The sequence below is a fragment of the Terribacillus saccharophilus genome, from assembly GCF_000725365.1.
GTDB lineage: Bacteria > Bacillota > Bacilli > Bacillales > Amphibacillaceae > Terribacillus > Terribacillus saccharophilus.
Genome location: NZ_CP008876.1, coordinates 2466117 through 2488733 on the forward strand (window position 1 = coordinate 2466117; position 22617 = coordinate 2488733).

Genomic DNA, 22617 nt, shown 5'->3' on the forward strand with positions numbered 1-22617 from the left:
CTGAATAGGCTTCATTATACTTGAAAAGTGAGGGACATATCGGTTTTTATTTTAGATTATAAAAAGAAATTAAGGTATGTCACTGGTATAATACCAGACAACATACCTTAATGAGATAACATATCTAACTTTGTGAGTTCTTAAAATACTGTTATTCAAATTTCTATTCTTCTTCAGGTGCAGTATGCTCGTAGTAGTATTCAAGAGCGCGATTGGCAATATTATATGTTATTGGATACTGCTCACCGCCACGGATGATACCAAGGTTTGGCACCACGATAGCGAATGCTATCTCAGGGTTGTTCGCATTTGCATAGCCGATCAATGTCCAGTTTTCCAAATCCGTACCGTTCTTACTTGTTTGTGCAGTACCTGTCTTACCAGCGATGTTGTAGCTTTTTGCCTCTTTAGTAAGGTGGCGGCTAGCAGTACCGTTTTGTGTTTGGAAGACCATCTCAAAGCCAGTTTTCACTCGTTCAATTTGTTCATCTGTTGCAGTTATTTTATTTAATATTTCCGGTGACTTCGTTTCCGCAAGCGGACCCAGTTTGTCCTTTTCGTTCGAAGGTTCATGTATTTCGCTTACGAAATGAGGCTTAATCCTGTAACCGCCATTTGCAATTGTTGAGATATATTGAGCTAATTGCATGGTAGTATACGTGTCGTACTGACCTATTGAAAAGTCCATAAAGTTACCAGCTAGACCGGCATTTCCTACGTACCCAGTAGATTCAGAAGGTAAGTCTATTCCGGTTTCTACACCTAAACCGACTTGATTATAATAGTTGCGCAATACCTGGAAAGAATCTGGATCAAATGACACACTTTGATTGTATTTGTAATGGTATTCACCGCCTAGGCGCAGAGCGACATTGAACATGTATACGTTGGAGGATTTCTGTAAAGCCTGCAAGTCAGAGGTTGGGCCCATATCTTTATAGGACCCTTTGGGTTCCGTACCTGCAATTTTCATTTTTTTATCGATGAATACATCTCCCATATTTATGACACCCTCTTGATACCCGGCAAGCAATGTCGCTCCCTTAACGGTGGAACCAACTGCGTTCGCGCTAAAGACCGTATTCATATCAGCAGATTCATACTCATTATTTTCTCGGTTATAATGCTGTCCGCTGGCAGCATAAATTTCGCCTGTATTCGGGTTGAGCATAACTGCCATCGCATCTTCCAAGTAACGGTTTGCACCAGGATGTCTGTTGACGGCACTCTTCAGTTCATCGCGTACTATCATATCTAATTCTTTTTGGAAGTCCATATTGATAGATAACTGAAGATCCTGCCCGCGCTGCCCGTCAGAAATAACTTCCTGTGAGACGATGTTATTGTTATTATCCGTTACGTATCGGACACGCTTCTTGTCACCCTTCAGCAAGCTTTCATATTGTTTCTCCAAACCGCTTGTGCCGATACGGTCATTCAATTGATAGTTGCGGGATTTATAATAATCTTCTTCTCCTTCTGGGATACCGGTCTTAATGCCGCCAAGAATACCTTGAAGGGAACCGTCATACGGATAATGACGTATCCAATCGGTTGTAACATTGATACCGGACATGTCACCCATGTTCTCGGCGATCGTTGCATATTCCCTTTCACTTACGTCCTTGTTCTTGATTACATGCGGTACAAGCTCGGTTGCACTATCCAGCTCGCGCTTGATGCTAATGATCTGTTTTGCTTTTTCATCATTCTCAAGCTCTTTGTAATCATCCTCTGTTATCCGGTCAAGTGTCGTATCATACACTTCAGCATCATCAAGTGACTCTTTTTCAGAAGCTGTTATTCGCTTATTCGCTTCTTCTGTATTTAATAAGAACCAATATTCTTTGTATTCGCGCTCGGTTATCTTCTCTATAGATTTATCTTCCATCTTGATAATATCGGCGAGTTTAGTCGCGATATCGAGCCGTTTATCAGCAGGATCTCCGTTCTTTGGCGGGGTGTATGTAATAGAATAAACGGGTTCATTTCCTACAATCACATTTCCACCACTGTCATAAATCATGCCGCGCGGAACAGAAATCTCAGCGATATCATTAGTTGTCTGTTCCAATACTGCCTGGTGCTCTTCGCCATTAATGATCTGCACCACTCCAAGCTGCAAAACCAAGGCAGAGAACAACAAGAAAACAATCACAAACAAAATATTGAGACGGAAAGGAAGCAACGCACGCTTCTTCCTCCTATTTTTGGGCATAATGTTCTTCTCCTCCAATTTTTCCATATTGGTTCCATTATATCATTGGCATAGTATTGCTTCACCATAGACCTGAGTTTTTTTGCATAAAGTGGTAATGCGTGTATAATCATTATTAAAAGAATTGGGGGAGTTCAAATGGTCCAATCAATCAATACAAAAGTCGATTTAGTTATTGATGCAACATCACATAGAATGTCGGAATACGGGAAGATCATGATTGGAGATAAAGGATTTGAATTCTTCAATAATCGTGATGCTCGCAAGTTCATTCAGATTCCTTGGGAAGAGGTCGATCTTGTAATTGCTTCGGTTCTGTTGAAAGGGAAATGGATTCCGCGTTATGCTATCAAAACAAAACGCAATGGGACATATACATTTTCTTCTAAGGATCCAAAGCGAGTTTTTCGAGCAATCCGTGAATATGTTGATCCGAATCATATGGTAAAATCATTAGGTTTCTTTGATGTCATCAAACGCGGCATAAAAAGTAAAGCTAAAAAATAGGCATATCTTAAATTTCTAACTGGTAATAATTTGAACTAAATTTTTAGCTTTGGAGTCTTGTAAGGGAAAAACTGGTGTGCTACAATACTTTTGGAAGCTCACTAAAGAACTCAAGTGCTTTATTTTTTTAATACATAATTAAAGCGCTTGCAAAATAGAATTAAATAGCCATCGCACTTATTTTTTACGTGTTACTGATTCGATCAGGCATGAGTAAAAAAGCATCGATTAAAACGAAGAAGGGTCCTTCTATACCTATGCCTTCATTTAATCTGCTTTTTACTCATGCCTTTTTTACTGTCATTTATCGATATCGAATGTGTAACCACTTTAGCTGAGCTGGCCATGTCTATGTAAGCTTTCACAATACTACTAATAGGAGGTAGAGAGATGGTAGGAATTATCATTGCCACACACGGTGAATTTGCCACTGGTATCTTGCAATCCGGGACGATGATCTTCGGAAAGCAGGAAAATGTAGCAGCTGTTACATTGATGCCGAGCGAAGGACCTGCTGATGTAAAGGTGAAAATGGAAAAAGCAATCGCCTCTTTCGACAACCAAGATGAAGTATTAATCTTAGTCGATCTTTGGGGCGGAACACCTTTCAACCAAGCCAACAGCTTGATGGAAAACCACAAAGACAAATGGGCGATTGTTGCTGGTTTGAATTTGGCCATGCTGATTGAAGCTTTTGCATCGCGCTTCGCCATGAATTCTGCGCATGAGATTGCGGCGCATATTCTGGGCACAGCAAAAGAAGCGGTTAAAGTAAATCCGGAAGAACTGGAACCAGCAGCTCCTGCTGCAGCTGCTAGCGGACCGTCGAATACTGGTGCTCCTGGTACGTTTGATTACGTATTAGCACGAATCGATACGCGTTTGCTTCACGGTCAGGTTGCAACTGCTTGGACGAAGAGTACAAATCCTACACGTATCATCGTTGTATCCGATGAAGTAGCAAAGGATGACCTTCGGAAGAAATTGATCCAGCAGGCTGCTCCTTCAGGGGTAAAGGCACACGTTGTACCAATCAATAAAATGATTGAACTGGCAAAGGACGATAAGCACTTTGGCGGCCAGCGTGCACTGCTTCTTTTTGAAAACCCGCAGGATGCACTCAGAGCAGTAGAAGGCGGGGTACCACTTGAGACAATCAACGTTGGTTCGATGGCACACTCACCTGGTAAAGTACAGCCGAATAAGGTACTTGCCTTCAGCCAGGACGATATCGATACGTTCGCTAAGCTAAAAGAGCATGGTCTCAAATTTGATGTACGCAAAGTGCCGAACGATTCAAAAGGCAATATGGACGACATTTTGAAAAGGGCACAAGCAGAGTTAAGTAAACAAAGGTAATCCTGACTATCAGATAAAAAAGGAGGATGAATAATCATGGATTTGACGATGATTCAAATCATTTTAGTTGTTATCGTGGCATTTTTAGCCGGTGTCGAAGGAATCTTAGATGAATTCCACTTTCACCAGCCAATCATTGCCTGTACGTTAATCGGCTTGGTTACAGGCGAAGTAGTACCATGTCTTATCTTAGGCGGAACCTTACAGCTGATCGCTCTGGGCTGGGCAAACATCGGAGCAGCTGTAGCACCGGATGCTGCATTGGCATCTGTTGCATCTGCAATCATTTTAGTTTTAGGCGGTCAAGGTGAAGAAGGCGTTACTTCTGCAATCGCGATTGCAGTTCCACTTGCAGTTGCAGGTCTATTGCTTACAATCATTGTTCGTACGCTGGCGACAGGTATCGTGCATCTAATGGATGCGGCAGCGAAGGAAGGAAACTTCCGAAAAATTGATATGTGGCATATCATCGCCATTATCATGCAAGGTCTGCGTATTGCAATCCCGGCTGCATTGATCGTAGCAATCGGCGCAGCGCCGGTTAGAGACTTGCTTACAGCTATGCCAGCTTGGTTGACAGACGGTTTGGCAGTCGGCGGGGGAATGGTAGTAGCAGTTGGTTATGCAATGGTTATCAACATGATGGCGACAAGAGAAGTATGGCCATTCTTCGCAATTGGTTTCGTCTTGGCGACTATTCCTTCCATCACACTTCTAGGTCTTGGTGGTATTGGCGTAGCGCTTGCACTTATCTATCTGGCACTTACAAAACAAGGCGGTTCAGGCGGTGGCGGAAACGGAAACACTGGTGATCCGTTAGGCAGAATCATCGACGACTATTAAAAAGGAGGAGGAGAAAAAATGGCTGAACAATTGAAGTTAACCAAAAAAGATCGCGTTTCTATTTGGTGGCGCTCCACTTTCATTCAAGGCTCTTGGAACTACGAGCGTATGCAAAACGGCGGCTGGGCATTTTCCATGATTCCCGCAATCAAAAGATTATATAAAACAAAAGAAGACCGTGCAGCTGCATTGCAGCGTCACTTGGAATTTTTCAATACACATCCATATGTTGCTTCACCGATTATCGGTGTAACATTAGCACTTGAAGAAGAGCGTGCCAATGGTGCGCCTGTTGACGACAAGGCAATTCAAGGCGTTAAAGTCGGAATGATGGGACCACTTGCTGGTATCGGGGATCCAACCTTCTGGTTCACGGTCAAACCGATTCTGGGTGCATTGGCTGCTTCTCTTGCTTTGACTGGTAACATACTCGGCCCAATTCTTTACTTTGTTCTTTGGAACTTAATTCGTATGGGATTCACATGGTATACACAGGAACTTGGCTACAAAGCTGGTTCCAAGATTACCGAAGACTTATCTGGCGGACTGCTGCAGGATATAACCAAGGGCGCCTCGATACTCGGGATGTTCATACTCGGGGCACTCGTAAACAGGTGGGTATCCGTCGCCTTTGCACCGACTGTATCGGAAGTTCAGCTTGACGAAGGTGCTTATATCGACTGGGATGAATTGCCTGGAGGCACGGAAGGCATGAGGACGGCCTTAGAACAGCAAGCCGCCGGACGATCATTAAGTGACACCAGTGTAACGACTTTACAAGACAACTTGGACAGCTTGATTCCTGGTTTGGCAGGACTATTGATCACACTGCTTTGCATGTGGCTGCTTAGAAAGAAAGTTTCTCCGATTGTGATGATCCTTGGATTGTTTGCAATTGGTATCGTATTCCACGTTATCGGTTTGATGTAATAAACAAATAAAGAAGTACCTCCTGTGATGAACATATCCATCACAAGAGGTACTTTTTCATACGTTATAATGGAAGTACGTGAATGACTTACTACATACTACATTTCAGGAGGCTGCTATGCTTACAATCGGTTATATCGGAAACGGAAAAAGCACAAACAGATATCATCTGCCATTCGTTCTTCAAAGAGAGAATATAAAGGTAAAAACAATTTATCGAAGAAATCCTGATCATGATAATTGGGATAAGATTGCAGGAGTAACCTACACTTCTGATTTGGATGAACTATTGAATGACAAGGATATTCAGCTAATTGTGATTTGTACAAAACATGACAGCCATTATGAGTACGCTAAACAAGTATTGGAACATAACAAACACTGCTTAGTCGAAAAGCCATTTATGGAAACTTCAGAACAGGCAAAAGAAATTTTTGCATTGGCAAAAGAAAAAGGATTAATCGTGCAGGCTTATCAAAACAGACGTTTTGACAGTGATTTCTTGACCGTTCAAAAGGTCATTGAAGAAGGCAATCTGGGAGACTTGCTGGAAGTGGAAATGCATTATGACTATTATCGTCCCGAAGTACCCGAATCCGCTCATTCCTTTGATCCTGCCGAGTCCTATTTATACGGACACGGCTGTCATACACTAGATCAGGTTATCAGCTATTTTGGCAAGCCAGACCATATCCATTATGATGTCAGACAATTATTAGGACAAGGAAGAATGAATGATTATTTTGATCTGGATTTATATTACGGTTCGCTAAAAGTATCCGTAAAATCCAGTTACTTCAGAATGAAAGAAAGACCTAGCTTCGTCGTTTATGGTAAAAAGGGTAGCTTTGTGAAAGAAACGAAAGATCGTCAGGAAGAACACTTAAAACTATTTTATATGCCTGAAAACAAGGATTTTGGTATCGACACACTAGATCATTATGGTGTACTGACGTATGTAGATGAAGAAGGAACCATCCGCGAAGAAAAGGTGAAATCCGTAGATGGCGATTATGGACGAGTATATGATGATTTATATGAGGCCGTCATCAATGGGAAAGATAAGACCATTACAGATGAGCAGACTGTGCTGCAGATGGAAATGCTGGAGACTGGGGTTAAGAACTTAAAGTAAAAAGAAGTACGATTAATATGGGAAAAGAGGAGTTAGCGCAGGCTAACTCCTCTTTTTATTATGTGTTGATTGACTCTTATATCCATTAAGAATCTTTTCTTCATAAAAGCAGATAATAACTCCATACATCACTACATTGAGGAGAAAATCATGCAAAAAAAAGGTAAAGGTTTGTCTGCTACACAGTTAACGATGATGGCTTTGGGAAGTGTAATAGGAGGTTCATTCTTCCTTGGTTCATCAGTAGCCATCCGAGCAGCAGGACCTTCTATTATCATTGCTTATATTTTGGCGGGGGTGCTAGTCTACTTCATCTTGTATGCTTTATCAGAGATGACGGTGGCCAATCCATCCATGGGATCATTCAGCACCTTTGCTGCCCAGAACCTTGGGCAAGGAGCAGGATTTGTAGTTGGCTGGCTTTATTGGACGGGCACGATATTGTCTATGTCCAGTGAAGCTACTGCAATCAGTATTTTGTTCAGGCAATGGTTTCCCAATGTCTCCATTGCATTGCTGGGAAGTTCGGTTATTATTGGCGTGACTCTTATTAATCTGCTAGGAGCTGATAAACTTGGTAAACTGGAGAGTGCTCTATCTGGTGTGAAAATTTTTGCCATCATTTTCTTTATCATTACAGCTATTGTCCTGATATTTGGCTGGCTTCCGGATAAAACACCGGTAGGAACTGGAGCATTGGCAGATGAGCCGCTGCTGGCGGGTGGTCTAGGCGGACTTGCCGGAAGTATGCTGCTGATTGTTTTTGCATATGCGGGTTTTGAGATAATTGGGCTTGCTGCGTCCGAAGCAGAGAATCCACGTGAAACAATTCCAAAAGCTATTCGTTATACGGTGTTTTCTCTAGTTGGCCTTTATGTACTCTACGCTGCTGTATTGCTGCCGCTTATTCCAACCGGCTCTCTAAATGAAAATACAAGTCCGATGGTTGCTTCCCTTAATCGCTGGGGCATTGGTTGGGCAGGGACTGCTATTAACATTGTCCTTATTACGGCTATTCTATCAGCGATGCTGGCAGCAATCTTTGGATTAGGCAGAATGATTCGATCCCTTACCGACGAGAAACATGCGCCCGGTTGGCTAAAAGATAAGGGGGACGTCCCTTATCGCGGGATTCTGTTTTCCGGACTTGCCATGCTGCTAGGGCTGGGATTTGGTCTACTGTTTCCGAGAGCATATTTGGTGTTAATAAGCACCGGAGGTTTTGCGTTGATCTTCACTTATGCCGTCATCATGGCCAGCCATATTCGCCACCGCAAAAAGCATGGCTGTCCACCGAATGGTATTTGCCAAATGCCAGGGTTTCCCTATAATTCCTGGATAGCTCTAATAAGCATGATCATCGTCTTGCTTTGTATGCCTTTTGTTCCAGGGCAGGAAACCGGCCTGATCTCAGGGATTGTCATGGTTGTATTTTATATACTCGCTTATTTAGCTGTACGAGCACGTAATCGAAGAAAAGCAGCTTTTGGTCCACCTCTGCAGAACCTGGTCACCGAATTTTCCGAGGAACTGACCGAGGATGATGAGGGGAAAGAGAAAGATTGAATAGATCAAATAAACCGTATCCCTAAAGGATACGGTTTTTATGTCTTAAGATGAATGCGACAATTAAATCTATCGATACAAGAAAACGTTTAGATTCTCATTCTTATCAGTTGTAGCAAGCAATACGTTTTTTACTTCTGTTTGATACGCACTGTTCAAATATGACACAACCCACGCTTCATCCTTTGTGGTTTCTGCCAATTCTTCATAAATAATTTTCCCATCTTTTATTATCGTTCGCGGCAGATAAAAAGGCTGCATGTTTATCTGCATCGTCTCTGGTGTAACTGGCTCGTATTTTGGGTCCAGAAAGAACGATATTCTGCCTTCCGCTTCCCAAAGCGCCAAAGCCACTTTCTTTATATCCACTACTTTTCCTTTTCGTAATTCTTCTAATAGAACATCAATCGATATTCTGGCATGGCGTAAGCCTTTATAGAGAATTTCTCCATCCCTGACTACCGGGATAGGCTTATGGTTGATTAATTTCCGAAACCAAGGCCATTTTAAAATAAGAAATATTCCTCCTAAGTATAAGACCACCAATACAATGGTAGTAACGATGGATCCTTTGAGTCCGAGTTCTTCATCGGATAAAGGGTGAGCAATAATATTTCCAACAACTAATGCTATTACAAAATCAAGAAGTCGCAGTTGCGAGATAGACCGCTGACCAAGAACCTTAGCAACAATCAATAAAAAGGCAAAAGAAACGACTGCTCGAAGCACCCATTCAAAAGTAGTAAGTGTTTGCTGGCTATGTAAGAAATCCATATAAAGCACATCCTTTGTTCAACGCATTATTCCTATTATTTCTCACTGAACCTTTGCGTATCCTTTTAGTTGAATAAAAGCACTAGAGTGGATTCTGCGCTGTATTTATTAGGTTATTCTCTAAGCTGTACTTGAGCTTTTGTAGCAATTTCTTCGTATAAACAAAACAAATTTATGATTAGCGCAATAAAATGTTGACGCTTACATTTATGTGTCTTATACTGAAGTCAGTTAAATAAAACCATTAGACATGTGACTGGTAATGCAGGCAGGATCTAATTCGGCAAGATGTATTCATCTGCCGTATTAGGTCCTTTTTTGTTTTCTTTCTACCCGTCGCATCGAGAAAGAGAGGGTTAGGGATGGATTACAAACAAGTCGCAACAGACGTTTTACAGCATATTGGGGGCAAGGAGAATATCGCGCATCTTGGGCACTGCTCGACGCGTCTGCGTTTCTCACTCGTTGATAACAAGAAGGTCGATATCAAGGCGCTGGAAAGTACGCCAGGTGTCATAGCTGTCCGCATGACTGCTCAATGTCAGGTTGTTATCGGGAATGATGTGGTTGAAGTTTACAATGAGCTGCAGAAGCTTGTTGGAGATGTTGGCGGGGAGGAAGCTGCTGATCAGCCAAAAGAGAAGAAAAAGATTGGCGCTACGATTCTTGATTTCATTGTCGGCGTATTCCAGCCGTTAGTACCAGCCATCGCTGGCGGTGGTATCCTGAAGTCACTTTTACTCTTGCTTGCTTTGCTGGGGGTCTTGGATAACGAAGGTCAGACGTATCAAATTCTTAACATGGTTGGGGATGCACCATTGTACTTCCTGCCATTGCTAGTAGCAGTTACAACGGCTAATAAACTAAAGGTTAACCCGCTTGTTGCGTTATCAGCTGTTGGTGCACTTATTTTGCCGAACATGACAACGATGCTTACAGAAGGCGCGCAGCTGTTTTCATTCAATCTGCAAAATATCGCATATGCGTATCAAGTATTCCCGGCAATCCTGACGGTCCTATTCTACGCACAGATGGAAAAGCTGTTCACTCGCTTCTCACCTAAGCCGATTCGAATATTCTTTGTACCGATGATGTCTCTAGTGATTACAGTACCGATTGCACTGCTATTGCTCGGCCCTGCTGGCTTCACATTTGGTCAAGGATTCGCTGCCGTCATTCTTTGGGTGTATGAATATGTTGGCTGGCTTGCTGTTGCGTTACTAGCTTGTGTGCTTCCGTTCATGGTTGCAATGGGAATGCACAAAGCGTTGCTGCCTTACGCGCTGACTACATTGAGTGGCACTGGTCGTGAAGCACTTTATATGCCGGCATCTCTTGCACATAACATTGCGGAAAGCGGCGCCTGCTTTGCCATCGCATTGCGTACGAAAGATAAACGGCTTCGAACAACAGCTGTATCTGCTGGTATCTCGGCATTCTTCGGAATCACAGAGCCTGCATTGTACGGTGTTACATTACAAAACAAAAAGGTGCTCGCGAGTGTTATGATAGGAGCATTCGTAGGCGGTACATTTGTTGGTATTGTTGGTTTACAGGCATTCGTTATCGTTGGTCCAGGGCTTGCCAGCATGAGTATGTTCCTGTCTGAGGATCTGCCGCGCAACATGCTGTATGCAGCAGTTGGATTTGTCCTATCGTTCGTCGTCGCATTTCTTGCTGCGTTCATCCTTGGTAAAGACAAAGAACAAGTGCAGCCAGAAGAAGAGAAGTTCGCTGAGAAAATCGGGAAAGGCGAAACTTTCACCAGCCCAGTGGCCGGTAAAATGATACCGCTATCAAAAGTGCAGGATGAAGTATTTTCTTCCAAAGCTATGGGTGATGGAATTGCAGTTGTCCCATCTAAAGGAGAGCTATACGCACCAGTAGACGGGGAAATCTCGATGATATTTGAAACAAGCCATGCGCTTGGCATGAAAACAGAGACTGGGGCAGAAATATTGTTCCACGTGGGACTAAATACAGTTCAGCTTGGCGGCGAGCATTTCACACCGCAGGTCAAAGTTGGAGATCAGGTCAAAGCAGGGGATGTTCTGCTCACATTCGATCTTGAGAAAATCAAAGCAGCTGGCTTTGATCCAGTCACACTCGCAATTATCACCAATACCGACAAATATGATGTTCAAATCAACAAACAAGAAAACGTTACCCGTCAGGATAAGCTGATGGTTATTACCCAACTAGGAGGCTGAAACAGATGACATTTTCAAAAGATTTCTTATGGGGCGGCGCTATAGCTGCCAACCAGGCAGAGGGTGCTTGGAATGTAGACGGCAGAGGTATGAGTGTAGCTGATGTAGCGAGCTACCGTTCCGATCTTAGTCTTGATGATTATGAAGGCCATGTAGCGATTAGTTCAGACGTTGTCCAAAAAGCAATGGACGATCCGACTGATAAATATTATCCGAAACGCCGCGGTATCGATTTCTATCATCACTACAAGGAAGATCTGGCGTTATTCGCTGAAATGGGCTTTAAAGCACTGCGCGTTTCCATCGCCTGGAGCCGTATCTTCCCAACAGGAGAAGAACAAGAGCCTAACGAAAAAGGCTTACAGTTCTATGATAACCTGTTCAAAGAAATGAAAAAGCACAACATCGAGCCAATTGTGACACTGTCCCACTATGAAATGCCATTGGCACTCAGCGTGAAATATAATGGCTGGGTAGAACGCAAAGTAATCGATGATTTTGTCCGCTTCTCGAATGTGTGTTTCAACCGCTATAAAGATTACGTGAAATACTGGCTCACGTTCAATGAAATCGACAGCATTAACCGCCATCCTTTCACAACAGCAGGTATTATTCCGGACAAGTGCCCAGAAGGTAAAGAAGAAGAGCAGGTATATCAAGCGCTGCATCACCAGTTCGTAGCATCAGCCCTAGTTACAAAAGACTGTCATGAAATCATCCCAGGCAGTCAGGTTGGCTGTATGCTCACGAAGCTGACAACATATCCAAACACTTGTAAGCCTGAAGATGTGGAAATCACGCTCAAGAAAAACCTGCAGAACTACTTTTATGCTGATGTTCAAGTATTCGGGGAGTACCCGCGCCTGACACTGAAGAAGCTGGAACGTAAAGGTATCAACATCACAATGGAAGAAGGCGACTTGGAGATTCTGAAAGAAAACACAGTCGACTATCTCTCCTTCAGCTACTACATGTCCCTGACAGAGTCTGTAGAGGATGGCCTGGAGAAGACTGCTGGTAACACAGTAAGAGGAGTCAAGAACCCATATCTTCCAGCTACTGACTGGGGCTGGCAGATCGACCCGATTGGATTAAAGATCAGCTTGCTGGAACTGTATGATCGCTATAGACTTCCACTTATCATCGTTGAAAATGGCATGGGTGCCAAGGATGAAGTGGAAAGCGATGGCAGTATCCATGATGACTACCGCGTCAACTACTTCCGTGAGCACTTCCGTCAAATGAAGGAAGCAGTCGAAGAAGGCGTGGAGCTGTTTGGTTACACTAGCTGGGGCCCTATCGATATTATCAGTGCCGGCACGTCCCAAATGTCGAAGCGTTATGGCTTCATTTACGTCGACCAAGATGACGATGGCAACGGTACACTCGAACGTACCCGCAAGGATTCCTTCTACTGGTACAAAAAAGTGATTGAAAGCAATGGGGAAGACCTCGACTGATAGATACACAGCAGAGGATAGGTGAGGCCGATGATTAAGATCAAAAAAGTGCTCAATTCCAGCGTTGTGCTGGTAGAGGGCGAGGAAAAGCAAGAATATATCCTATTTGGCAAAGGAATCGGCTATGGTCAAAAAGCTGGCAGCATCATCAAAGAGGACCAAGCTGACCAAACATTCATGCCAATTGAAAATATCAAAACTAAGGAGTTCCTGCGTCTGCTGGACTCTATCCCGCAAGCATATATCGACCTGACACAGCAGATTGTCCATCACGCTGAGCAGCAGCTCGGTACAAAACTCAACACCGGCATTTATTTCACGCTCATGGACCATCTGCATTTCGCGGTCGAACGCTATAAAAAAAATATCAATATCACGAATCGCGTGTTTTGGGAAATCAAGAATTTCTATCAAGAAGAATTCGAGGTCGGCACGTACGCCCTGCAGTTAATCAATAAGCAGTTCAAAATTGAGCTGCCGAAAGAGGAAGCAGCCAATATCGCCTTTCACTTGATTAACGCCCAAGGCGAAAAGCAGGAATCGAATGACGGGATGAAATACGCCAAAATGATCGGAGGCATCGTCAACCTTGTCCGCTATGCTTTGCAAATCAAAATGGACACCGACAACATCCATTACGGTCGTTTCATCACGCATGTGAAATTCTTCGTCGAGCGCTTCTACGCTGACAGCATGCTCGACGACCCAGAAAACTTATTGTTCGAACAAATCGCCAACCTGTACCCGCAAGCCATGGATATCGCCTTCAAGATAGAAAATTACATCTCTCAAGTCCATGGCAGTATGCTGCCGAAGGAAGAGCTTGCGTATCTGGCAGTGCATATTCATCGATTGGCGTCTTATCAGCAGTTGAAATGAAGAAAGCCCCTTCTGTGAAAGCAGGAGGGGCTGTTCCTTTTAGCAATTTGCAGAGTTAGATTTTAAGGAGCCTGTTCTTATGAAACGTAAGTTAATCTGAATCGTAAATAGTATAGAGTGTTCATTACCAAGTATGGAGGGTTCACCATCTTGAAAACGTACAGTATTTTATTCCTTATCATTGCAATTATGCATTTTATGATTCTCATTAACACGACACTTCTTAAGGGAGAATGGAACGGAATTGTTTTATGGGTTTCGAGCTTCTTATTCCTTGTAGCGGTGTTCTTTGCTTCCACAGAATTTCAAGCACATAAAAAACGAAGGAAAGAATAAATGACAGAAAAAATACTGTCAAAGATTCCGCATTCCTTATTTTAAATCGGTATCGCCTTCATCATTCTTTTTTTATATAAATTATTACACCATCTTAAGGCTAAAGTCGCTATAGAAAAAGGATTACTAAAAGCTAATAATCGGACATTTCAAGTTTATGTAAAAACGTTCAATGGGCAATGATTCCCGTTTATATAGTTCCAGATCATTCTTTCCAAATCACTATAATGTAATCCATTACAAAATTAGCATATACCTCTGAATGCACCCATATCGTTAAAGTATAAATAAATCATACCAACTTAAGTAAAAAAGTTTTTGAAAAATGTAATCGATTTCATTTAGGCGCATACAATGGTTCTTAGGAAAGTAGGAAAAAAGTTGGCGAACATTCAGGAGGTTGCAAAACAAGCGAGAGTTTCTGTTGCAACGGTATCAAGAGTACTCAATGGGCAAAACACTGTATCTGAAAAAACAAGAAAAAAAGTGGAAGAAGCAATAAAGAAATTAAATTATGAACCTAGTATGTTGGGGAGAAACCTAAGAAATTCGGAAAGTCGGCTTTTCTTAATATTAATTCCATCGATCTCCAATCCATTTTACTTAGAAATAATCAAAGGAATTGAAGCAGTTGCCATTAGCCAAAATTATAACATTCTTTTATGTGAAACAGATTCGAACCCTGAAAGGGAGAATATCTATTTCGATCTTGTTCGAAAAAAGATGGCTGATGGAATTATCTCAATGGACCCTACTGTAAATATTGAAACACTGAAAAATCTCTCGGAGAATCATGCAATTATTCAATGCAGTGAATATGAAGAAGGGAGTGGAATTCCTTATGTGACGATAGATAACGAAGATGCTTCTTACCGAGCAGTTAAGCACTTAATTCAAATTGGTCACAAAAAAATTGCCTTAATAAACTCTGATGAAAAATACTTATACGCACGACAAAGAAAAATGGGTTATATAAGAGCTTTAGAGGAGTATGGGATCACCTTAAATAGTCAGTTTATCATTGTTACCCAGCATTTAGGATTTGAGAATGGTCAACATGCAATGAAAAAGCTGTTGAATCTTCATGATAGACCGACTGCTGTATTTGCGGTATCAGATCTTTTGGCTATTGGAGCACTTAAAGAGATAAATGCTTCTAGATTGCATGTACCAAGTGATATTGCCGTAGTGGGTTTTGATAAAATTGATTTTTCTAATATGACGAATCCAACCCTTACAACCATTGCCCAACCGATGTATAAGATGGGAACTGTTGCAGTAAAAATGTTGATTGATAAGATGAATGGAAAAGAAGTGGAAAGTATCATATTAGATCATGAACTCGTGGTAAGAGAATCAACATCTGGTCAATTCATCTAATATTAGCTCTCTGCTATTAAAGAGGTTAATAGCAGAGAGCTGACCTTAGATGTGATATGTAATGTAACCGATTACAAATCACGTATAAGGAGCTTTTTTCAAAAATATAAAGGGGTGAAAGATTTGAAAAAATGGCTGGTCTCCGTGTTAGCTTTCGTAACTATCTTTGGCTTGGTTGCATGTAGTAGTGATACTGGGGGTTCCAATAGTACAGAAGAGGATGACGCACTAAAAATCGGTATCTCCTTGCCATCTGCAACACATGGTTGGATGGGAGCGTTAATTGATAGTGCTGAAAAGCAGGCAAAGGCACTGAAGGAAAGTGATGATATTGAATATGTGATGACAAATGCTGCTGATCCAAATAAGCAAGCTAATGATGTTGATGATTTAATTGCTCAAGATGTGGATGTTATTGTAATGCTTCCTATTGAATCTGCAGCACTTTCTCCTGTAGGACAAAAAATCAAGGATGCAGGAATTCCGTTAGTTATTGTTGACCGAGAGCTTGAAAATGATGCGGCTACTGTAGTTGTGAAAGGTGATAATGAAGGAATTGGTGTCAATGCAGGAAAGTACTTTGTTGAAAAGTTAAATGGAAAAGGAAAGGTGGTTGAAATCACTGGACCGCCAAGTTCTGTTACAGAGCAACGTGGTGCAGGCTTTAAAGAAGCAATGGACAGTTCAGATATTGAAGTCATTGCTTCACAAAGCGGGGATTTCTCAACCGAAAAATCATTAGAAGTTATGCAAAATATTTTACAGGCAAATCCTCAAATTGACGCTGTGTTTACACAGGATGATGGAATGGCTCTTGGTGTTATCCAAGCTATCAAAGAAGCTGGCCGTACAGATATACAATTTGTAACAGGTGCGGGTGGTGGAAAAGCTGTATTTGATGATATACAAGCAGAGGGCTTAATTTCAGCAACTTTCCTATATTCTCCTACTATGGTGGAGGACGCAGTGAAAATTGCAGCAGATATTGCTAAAGGAAATGATCCTGCGGAATCAATGGTAGTAAAAGAGGCTACTCAAGTTACAAAAGAAAACGTTGATGAGTTCTATGATCCAGATTCTAAATTCTAAATAGTTGATAGGAAATACAATGATGGTGAGTGATGATTGTATTTCCTATTTTCTTTTAAGGGAGGGATAATACACGCCATGACTACAAGTCCTTTCATGACAATGAACAACATTGATAAATCATTTAACGGAGTATCAGTGTTGAAAAAGGTAACTTTTCATGTTGCACAGGGTGAGATACATGCACTCTTAGGAGAAAATGGTGCAGGTAAATCTACACTGATGAATATCTTAGGCGGCGTCCATCCATTTGATAATGGCTCTATACAAATTAATGGTGAAGAAGTAAAGATAACGAATCCAAGGGCTGCCCAAGAATATGGTATTAGTTTTATCCATCAAGAGCTTAATGTCGTGTCCGATCTAAGAGTCTACGAAAATATGTTTTTAGGTTCAGAAATTCGCACTAGATACAGATTTCTAAAAGTAGACGAGATGTGTCAAAAAACAAATGAAATACTAGCAAAGCTCGGCGTAGATATCGATCCAAAGGAATATGTCAGAAATCTAGAAACCTCCTACAAACAATTAATTGAGATATCCAAAGCACTATTACACAAATCCAAAATGATTATTATGGATGAACCTACAACTTCTTTAGCGGAACATGAAGTTAAACGATTATTTGGATTGATGAATAACTTAAAGCAATCTGGTGTGTCTATTATTTATATCTCTCATAAGTTAAAGGAGATCAAGGAAGTTTGTGACAGCTATACAGTGCTTCGTGATGGCGAGCTTGTTGGTAATGGGAGAATGGAAGAAGAGAATTTAGATACGATAACTAAACTTATGGTTGGCAAATCTATTTCCCAAGAGCGATTAATTCAAGATCATACCTTTGGTTCAGAAGTGTTAGAAGTGAAAAATTTATCAAGTCCAGGGTCTTTTAGCAACATTAGCTTTACTCTTAAAAAAGGGGAGATAGCAGGCTTTACCGGCTTAGCAGGAGATGGAAGAACGGAGCTTTTTGAAAGCTTATTTGGTTATCGTAAAACATACACTGGTGAAATTAAAATAAATAATCAGCTGATAAAAATAGATCATCCACGTAAAGCAGTAAAAGCAGGATTAGGACTTGTACCGAAGGATCGAAAGGAAAATGCAATTATTAAAGATCTAAACGTTATTCATAATATGAGTTTATCATCTATCGAAAACTTTGAGAAAATGGCTTTTATTCAAGAAAAATTAGAAAAGGAAAGATTTCAGTACTACAAGGAAAAGTTGAATATTAAAGTACACAATCCACGCATTACTATCGATAAGTTAAGCGGTGGAAACCAGCAAAAAGTCATTATTGCTAAATGGTTAGAGGTTGATACTGACATTATTATTTTTGATAATCCAACACAAGGAATTGATATTGGAGCAAAACAAGAAATATATCACCAAATCGTCTCTTTAGCCGAACAGGGCAAGGCCGTTATTATCTTATCTTCGGAAGCACCTGAAATACTTAAGGTCTGTCATCAAATCTATGTGATGTTTCAAGGAGAAATAACAGCAAGTTTTAAGGGAGAAGAAGTAACAGAAGACGAAATAATGAGTTATGCAACTGGCTCAAAAAGGGAGGCAAATGAAATTGGCTGATACTAATAGTCTTAAAGAACAAAAGCCGCAAATCTCTACTGTAAAAGGCAAGCTTTCTTGGCTATGGTCTGAGTATAGCGTTATCATTGCCTTCATAATAATTTTTATTGCAGCATCAGTTTTGAGTCCTAGATTTCTAGATATGAATAATCAGCTCAATATATTAATGCAGGTATCTATTATTGGAATAGTTGCTTTAGGTATGACCATCGTCATGCTGTCAGGTGGTATTGACCTTTCAGTGGGCTCTGTACTTGTATTGGTCGGTGTGGTCACTGTTTTAGCTTTAAATGCCACAGGAAGTATTTGGATTGCCTTAATAACGGCATTTATCGTTGGATCATTTGCAGGTTTCTTAAATGGAATAATGGTGGCTAAAGGAAGAATTGCCTCTTTCATTGCGACCCTCGGAATGATGGCGGCTGCCCGTTCTATTGCCTTATATATTGCGGAAGGTGGCAGTATATCAGGGGAAGTTTCAGGGTTCACTGCAATTGCTAATAACAATTTATGGATCTTTGATTATCCTATAATTATCTTCCTTATTATGACGATACTTGTTTATATTTTAATGCATAAAACACGTTTCGGACGTCATGTATACGCCATAGGAAGTAATGAAAAGGCTGCCCTTCTTTCAGCCATTCGAGTAGATCGGATAAAAATTGGTGTCTATAGCTTGGCAGGCTTACTAGTGAGTATAGCAGCTATTATTGAGACATCTCGACTGAACTCCATTTCTTCTTCTAGTTCAGGAGTCCAATATGAACTAGATGCGATCGCTGCAGTAATAATTGGTGGTACAAGAATGACTGGTGGACGCGGAAAGATCATAGGTACATTTTTTGGAGTGCTCATCTTAGGTATTCTAAATAATATGATGAATTTAATGAACGTATCTCCGCATCTTCAAGGATTTGTTAAGGGCTTAATCATTATTATTGCAGTAGTATTCCAAAAGAGAGAGTAGGAGGGATTGCTATGGGTATAAAAGTGGGTATTATCGGGTGTGGCTCGATCACTAAATTACGCCATGCACCTGAATATAAATCTAATCCATATGTGGATGAGATTGTTTTTTTCGACCGGAATGCAGATCGGGCGATAGAACTTGCAAATGAATTTGGTGGGAAAATTGTTCAATCAGTGGAAGAGCTATATGCCGATTCTGCTATTGATGTAATTAGTGATTGTTCGACTAATGAATATCATCATATCTATTCTACCAATGCACTGCTAAGTGGCAAGCACGTCTTATGTGAAAAGCCAATTTCTTTAACTATTGAACATGCTAATCTAATAGTGGCAGCTCAGAAGAAAGCCGGAAAGAAATTAATGGTTGATCACAACCAACGATTTAATCGTGCGCATCAAAAAGCAAAAGAAATTATTAGTAATGGAGAACTTGGAAAAGTACTAACTTTTAAAACAACCTTTGGACATTCTGGACCCGAACAATGGGGGGCAAATAAGTCAAACTCTACATGGTTTTTTAAGAAAGAGCGGTCTGGCCATGGAGTGGCTGGAGATTTAGGCATTCATAAAGTGGATTTAATCCATTACATTTTAGAGGATGAAATCGAGCAAGTCAGTGCTTTTCAAGGTGCTCTTGATAAAGTGAATGAGTACGGAGAACCCATTGAAGTGTGTGACAATATTGTCTGCAGCTTAAAGACAAAAAAAGGCCGCATAGGTACAGCTTCTTTTTCTTGGACATATTACGGAGAAGAAGATAATAGTACGACTATCTATTGTGAAAAGGGAATACTCAAGATTTATCAAAATGAATCTTACCAGTTAGAAGTAATCAGAGAAAACGGAGAGAAGGAACATTATAAGCTTGAAAGTATCCAAACAAACAATAAACAAACGAATAGTTTTGTGATCGATGCTTTTATTGAATGTGTACGACTCGATCAGGACCCACTGGTATCGGGACATGACGCATTATCTTCATTAAAGGTTATTTTGGGCATTTTAGAAGCAGCAGAAACAAATCGGGTTGTTACTGTTTAAATACATCACGGCGAACCATACCTTAAGTAAATGTGGTTCTCATGAGAACTGGAATAGCATAAGAAGATTGAAATGTAAGAAGACCCAAACCCCTTTTTGTTTTAAAAGGATTTAGGTCTTCTTTTTTGTGAATATCATTATCATCTTATCTTTTAATACTGTTTTTGCAGTTAGTATAAGCTTTGAAAATAATACTTCTCAGTATTTGAGATGTGCTCTTTTAGCTGAGTTAAAGCGACGTCAATATTACCTTCAATTATTTGATCAATGAACAAAAGATGTTCTTCTGCTCCGCCAAGCGTTCTTTTTTCGGTATAGAAGTCTTGGGTGCGAACTCGCTGAAAGTCATCAGAAATGCCACTTAAGAATTTTATAAGGTACCTGTTACGACACATTGAATTTATATAATTGTGAAATTCATAGTCTAACTGGTGAAGCTGTTTATAATCTTTGTTCTCAATATTAATGCTGAATTCATTTTTATATTTTAATAATACTTCGGAATCTAGATGAGGAAAAGCCAGTTCAAATGCAACAGGTTCGACAATATGTCTTGCTTGGAACAATTCTTTGATGATCTGAGTGTTTAAGGTAGTAACGAATGTCCCTTTTTTTGGAATGATTTGTACTAGATTTTCATTTTCCAAAGCGTTTATTGCTTCTCTCAATGGTGTTCTACTTACACCAAAAAGCTCAGCTAACTTAGTTTCCTCTAAGTATTCACCCTCGCTAAGTTCATTATTTAGAATTTTAGTCTTCAATAATGTATAAACTTTTTGCTTTAAGCTTTGTGTCATCCTGTTCACCCAAATCTAATAGTTAACCTCAAAATACGGTCATCTAATTGTATCATATTTTACATTATTTATAAAAACGAACTTTGAATCCGGCCGGACAAGAGATTTGCTAACTTTTGAAAAAACGGACTGTGTAAATAAAGAAAGGGTTTACATTATTAAACCTTACTGGTATTATACATGTATATTCTGTGTATACACAAGGTATATCGCATGAATATTAATTGACTGGGGTGATAGATAATTGGTTAAAGTTGGGATTATTGCGGATGATTTTACAGGCGCTGGTGATGCTGCCTCATTCTTAAAATTAGAGGATGCAAATTGTATTTTAATTAATGGCGTTCCTAAAGAAGATTATGAACTTGATGAAAATATTAATGTTGTTGTAATAGCGTTAAAGACAAGAAGTGTTTCTAAAGAGGAAGCAATTAGTGAGGTAAATAAGGCATACGATTTTCTGAATAAGATTGGTACGGAGATGATTTATTTTAAATATGGTTCGACGTTTGATTCTACAGCTGAAGGAAATATAGGACCGGTATTAGATGATTTACTGGATAAGATGAATCTGAAATATACGCTCATTTCTCCAGCCTTACCAATAAATGATCGAAAAGTAGAAGATGGAATTTTATACGTAGACGGTTTACCAATTGACCAAACACATATGAGATTTCACCCACTAAATCCAATGGATGAAAGTGATTTAAAGATCTTAATGGAAAGACAGAGTAGATATAAAGTATTTAAATTAACCATTTCTCAGATGGAGGACTTTTTATCAGATCGAGAAACCTTCGATAAATATATAGAAGAAAAAGCGAAAGAAAATGAAAAGTTTTATCTTGCTGTAGACTATTTCCAGGATGAACACGGCCAGATAATCGCTGAATTATTCAAAGATATAAGGTTGTTCAGCGGCTCTTCCGCCTTGCCGGCCTGGTTATATAAAGCGGCAGTCAATTCCGGAAAAGACGTTGTTCCTGCAGACTATACTGCTAATGAAAATATATCAGCTCCACTTAAAGGCGGGGTATTAGCTGGTAGTTTATCTCAAGCTACTCAAAAGCAGATAGCCAGCTTTATAGATGAAGGCTATGCTAGTTATTTAATTCAATCAAAAGAATTACTAAGCTCTTTTGACACAGTGAAAAAGGAAATTATAGATTTTATTGATGAAAATATAGACAAAGTATTTATCATCTATAGTGAAAAAAATAAAGATGTTGATCCAGAGATTCATAATAAAGTAGGTACTCTTGTGGAGAAAGTATTGTCATTTGCAGGGGAGTATGCAATAGACAAAGGAATCAATAACTTAGTAGTTGCTGGAGGAGAAACATCTGGAGCTGTAGTGAAAGTTATGAATCCTAATAGCTTTTATATTGGAGATGTTATCAGCCCCGGAGTACCAGTTTTAATACCAGACCATCAGCAGAATCTGAAAGTTGTTTTAAAATCCGGGAATTTTGGCGGAGTGAACTTCTTTGTAGAAGCATTAAATAAGATGAATTGAGGGGAT

Annotated in this window: 18 protein-coding genes; 15 read left to right on the forward strand and 3 right to left on the reverse strand. The window is 40.3% G+C overall.

All coding sequences use genetic code 11. The annotated features are described in order from the left end of the window. Window positions 1-163: 163 nt before the first annotated feature. Complete coding sequence (locus GZ22_RS12510; RefSeq protein ID WP_038563070.1) at window positions 164-2218, reverse strand: peptidoglycan D,D-transpeptidase FtsI family protein; 2055 nt, start codon at window positions 2216-2218, stop codon at window positions 164-166. 138 nt (window positions 2219-2356) lie between these two features. On the opposite strand from GZ22_RS12510, the gene GZ22_RS12515 reads away from it, so the two are divergent. The 6 genes from GZ22_RS12515 to GZ22_RS12540 all read left to right on the forward strand — a co-directional run bounded on the left by GZ22_RS12515 (window position 2357) and on the right by GZ22_RS12540 (window position 8558). Further along, window positions 2357-2725 carry a DUF956 family protein gene (locus GZ22_RS12515; RefSeq protein ID WP_038563071.1) on the forward strand — a complete coding sequence of 123 codons (369 nt, stop codon included), beginning with the start codon at window positions 2357-2359 and terminating at the stop codon, window positions 2723-2725. A gap of 390 nt (window positions 2726-3115) precedes the next feature. Next, complete coding sequence (locus GZ22_RS12520) at window positions 3116-4084, forward strand: mannose/fructose/sorbose PTS transporter subunit IIA (RefSeq protein WP_038563073.1); 969 nt, start codon at window positions 3116-3118, stop codon at window positions 4082-4084. Window positions 4085-4126: 42 nt separating this feature from the next. Then, entirely contained in the window at window positions 4127-4927 is an 801-nt protein-coding gene (locus tag GZ22_RS12525) for a PTS mannose/fructose/sorbose transporter subunit IIC (protein ID WP_245609730.1), read from the forward strand. Between the two features lie 18 nt (window positions 4928-4945). Next, window positions 4946-5857: a PTS system mannose/fructose/sorbose family transporter subunit IID gene (locus tag GZ22_RS12530; protein WP_038563075.1), complete on the forward strand. Its 912-nt coding sequence runs from the start codon at window positions 4946-4948 to the stop codon at window positions 5855-5857. A 118-nt stretch (window positions 5858-5975) separates the two neighbouring features. Then, a complete protein-coding gene (locus GZ22_RS12535) occupies window positions 5976-6992 on the forward strand; it encodes an oxidoreductase (protein WP_038563076.1) in 1017 nt (338 codons plus the stop codon). A gap of 150 nt (window positions 6993-7142) precedes the next feature. Continuing rightward, window positions 7143-8558, forward strand: a complete 1416-nt coding sequence (locus GZ22_RS12540) for an amino acid permease (protein ID WP_038563080.1) — start codon at window positions 7143-7145, stop codon at window positions 8556-8558. A gap of 69 nt (window positions 8559-8627) precedes the next feature. Here the strand turns inward: GZ22_RS12540 and GZ22_RS12545 are convergent, their stop codons facing one another. After that, window positions 8628-9332, reverse strand: a complete 705-nt coding sequence (locus GZ22_RS12545) for a DUF421 domain-containing protein (RefSeq protein WP_038563082.1) — start codon at window positions 9330-9332, stop codon at window positions 8628-8630. A 362-nt stretch (window positions 9333-9694) separates the two neighbouring features. Between GZ22_RS12545 and GZ22_RS12550 the strand changes: the two genes are divergently transcribed. From GZ22_RS12550 to GZ22_RS12590, 8 genes are all read left to right on the forward strand, one after another. Beyond that, the gene (locus GZ22_RS12550) at window positions 9695-11542 is read left to right on the forward strand and encodes a beta-glucoside-specific PTS transporter subunit IIABC (RefSeq protein WP_038563085.1); all 1848 of its coding nucleotides are present in this window, start codon (window positions 9695-9697) and stop codon (window positions 11540-11542) included. 5 nt (window positions 11543-11547) lie between these two features. Next, window positions 11548-13002, forward strand: coding sequence for a glycoside hydrolase family 1 protein (locus GZ22_RS12555; protein WP_038563088.1), 1455 nt, complete (start codon window positions 11548-11550; stop codon window positions 13000-13002). Between the two features lie 30 nt (window positions 13003-13032). Continuing rightward, the gene (locus tag GZ22_RS12560) at window positions 13033-13881 is read left to right on the forward strand and encodes a BglG family transcription antiterminator (protein ID WP_038563091.1); all 849 of its coding nucleotides are present in this window, start codon (window positions 13033-13035) and stop codon (window positions 13879-13881) included. A gap of 717 nt (window positions 13882-14598) precedes the next feature. Beyond that, entirely contained in the window at window positions 14599-15597 is a 999-nt protein-coding gene (locus GZ22_RS12570) for a LacI family DNA-binding transcriptional regulator (RefSeq protein WP_038565997.1), read from the forward strand. Between the two features lie 114 nt (window positions 15598-15711). Beyond that, the gene (locus GZ22_RS12575) at window positions 15712-16686 is read left to right on the forward strand and encodes a substrate-binding domain-containing protein (RefSeq protein WP_245609663.1); all 975 of its coding nucleotides are present in this window, start codon (window positions 15712-15714) and stop codon (window positions 16684-16686) included. Between the two features lie 138 nt (window positions 16687-16824). Next, the gene (locus GZ22_RS12580) at window positions 16825-18279 is read left to right on the forward strand and encodes a sugar ABC transporter ATP-binding protein (RefSeq protein WP_038565999.1); all 1455 of its coding nucleotides are present in this window, start codon (window positions 16825-16827) and stop codon (window positions 18277-18279) included. After that, window positions 18272-19249 carry an ABC transporter permease gene (locus tag GZ22_RS12585; RefSeq protein WP_051748260.1) on the forward strand — a complete coding sequence of 326 codons (978 nt, stop codon included), beginning with the start codon at window positions 18272-18274 and terminating at the stop codon, window positions 19247-19249. The genes GZ22_RS12580 and GZ22_RS12585 overlap by 8 nt, the downstream gene beginning before the upstream one ends. Before the next feature lie 11 nt (window positions 19250-19260). After that, window positions 19261-20295 (forward strand): Gfo/Idh/MocA family protein, encoded by a 1035-nt coding sequence (locus tag GZ22_RS12590; protein ID WP_038563099.1) that lies wholly within the window; start codon window positions 19261-19263, stop codon window positions 20293-20295. A 170-nt stretch (window positions 20296-20465) separates the two neighbouring features. Here the strand turns inward: GZ22_RS12590 and GZ22_RS12595 are convergent, their stop codons facing one another. Further along, the gene (locus tag GZ22_RS12595; RefSeq protein ID WP_051748261.1) at window positions 20466-21092 is read right to left on the reverse strand and encodes a GntR family transcriptional regulator; all 627 of its coding nucleotides are present in this window, start codon (window positions 21090-21092) and stop codon (window positions 20466-20468) included. 244 nt (window positions 21093-21336) lie between these two features. On the opposite strand from GZ22_RS12595, the gene GZ22_RS12600 reads away from it, so the two are divergent. Then, window positions 21337-22611, forward strand: coding sequence for a four-carbon acid sugar kinase family protein (locus GZ22_RS12600; RefSeq protein ID WP_038563102.1), 1275 nt, complete (start codon window positions 21337-21339; stop codon window positions 22609-22611). Window positions 22612-22617: the final 6 nt, after the last annotated feature.

What these genes read in the sequence shown, in the direction of transcription:
- GZ22_RS12510 (WP_038563070.1), bottom strand. Translation starts at nt 2,218, where the DNA reads ATGCCCAAAAATAGGAGGAAGAAGCGTGCGTTGCTTCCTTTCCGTCTC.
- GZ22_RS12515 (WP_038563071.1), top strand. Translation starts at nt 2,357, where the DNA reads ATGGTCCAATCAATCAATACAAAAGTCGATTTAGTTATTGATGCAACA.
- GZ22_RS12520 (WP_038563073.1), top strand. Translation starts at nt 3,116, where the DNA reads ATGGTAGGAATTATCATTGCCACACACGGTGAATTTGCCACTGGTATC.
- GZ22_RS12530 (WP_038563075.1), top strand. Translation starts at nt 4,946, where the DNA reads ATGGCTGAACAATTGAAGTTAACCAAAAAAGATCGCGTTTCTATTTGG.
- GZ22_RS12535 (WP_038563076.1), top strand. Translation starts at nt 5,976, where the DNA reads ATGCTTACAATCGGTTATATCGGAAACGGAAAAAGCACAAACAGATAT.
- GZ22_RS12540 (WP_038563080.1), top strand. Translation starts at nt 7,143, where the DNA reads ATGCAAAAAAAAGGTAAAGGTTTGTCTGCTACACAGTTAACGATGATG.
- GZ22_RS12545 (WP_038563082.1), bottom strand. Translation starts at nt 9,332, where the DNA reads ATGGATTTCTTACATAGCCAGCAAACACTTACTACTTTTGAATGGGTG.
- GZ22_RS12550 (WP_038563085.1), top strand. Translation starts at nt 9,695, where the DNA reads ATGGATTACAAACAAGTCGCAACAGACGTTTTACAGCATATTGGGGGC.
- GZ22_RS12555 (WP_038563088.1), top strand. Translation starts at nt 11,548, where the DNA reads ATGACATTTTCAAAAGATTTCTTATGGGGCGGCGCTATAGCTGCCAAC.
- GZ22_RS12560 (WP_038563091.1), top strand. Translation starts at nt 13,033, where the DNA reads ATGATTAAGATCAAAAAAGTGCTCAATTCCAGCGTTGTGCTGGTAGAG.
- GZ22_RS12590 (WP_038563099.1), top strand. Translation starts at nt 19,261, where the DNA reads ATGGGTATAAAAGTGGGTATTATCGGGTGTGGCTCGATCACTAAATTA.
- GZ22_RS12595 (WP_051748261.1), bottom strand. Translation starts at nt 21,092, where the DNA reads ATGACACAAAGCTTAAAGCAAAAAGTTTATACATTATTGAAGACTAAA.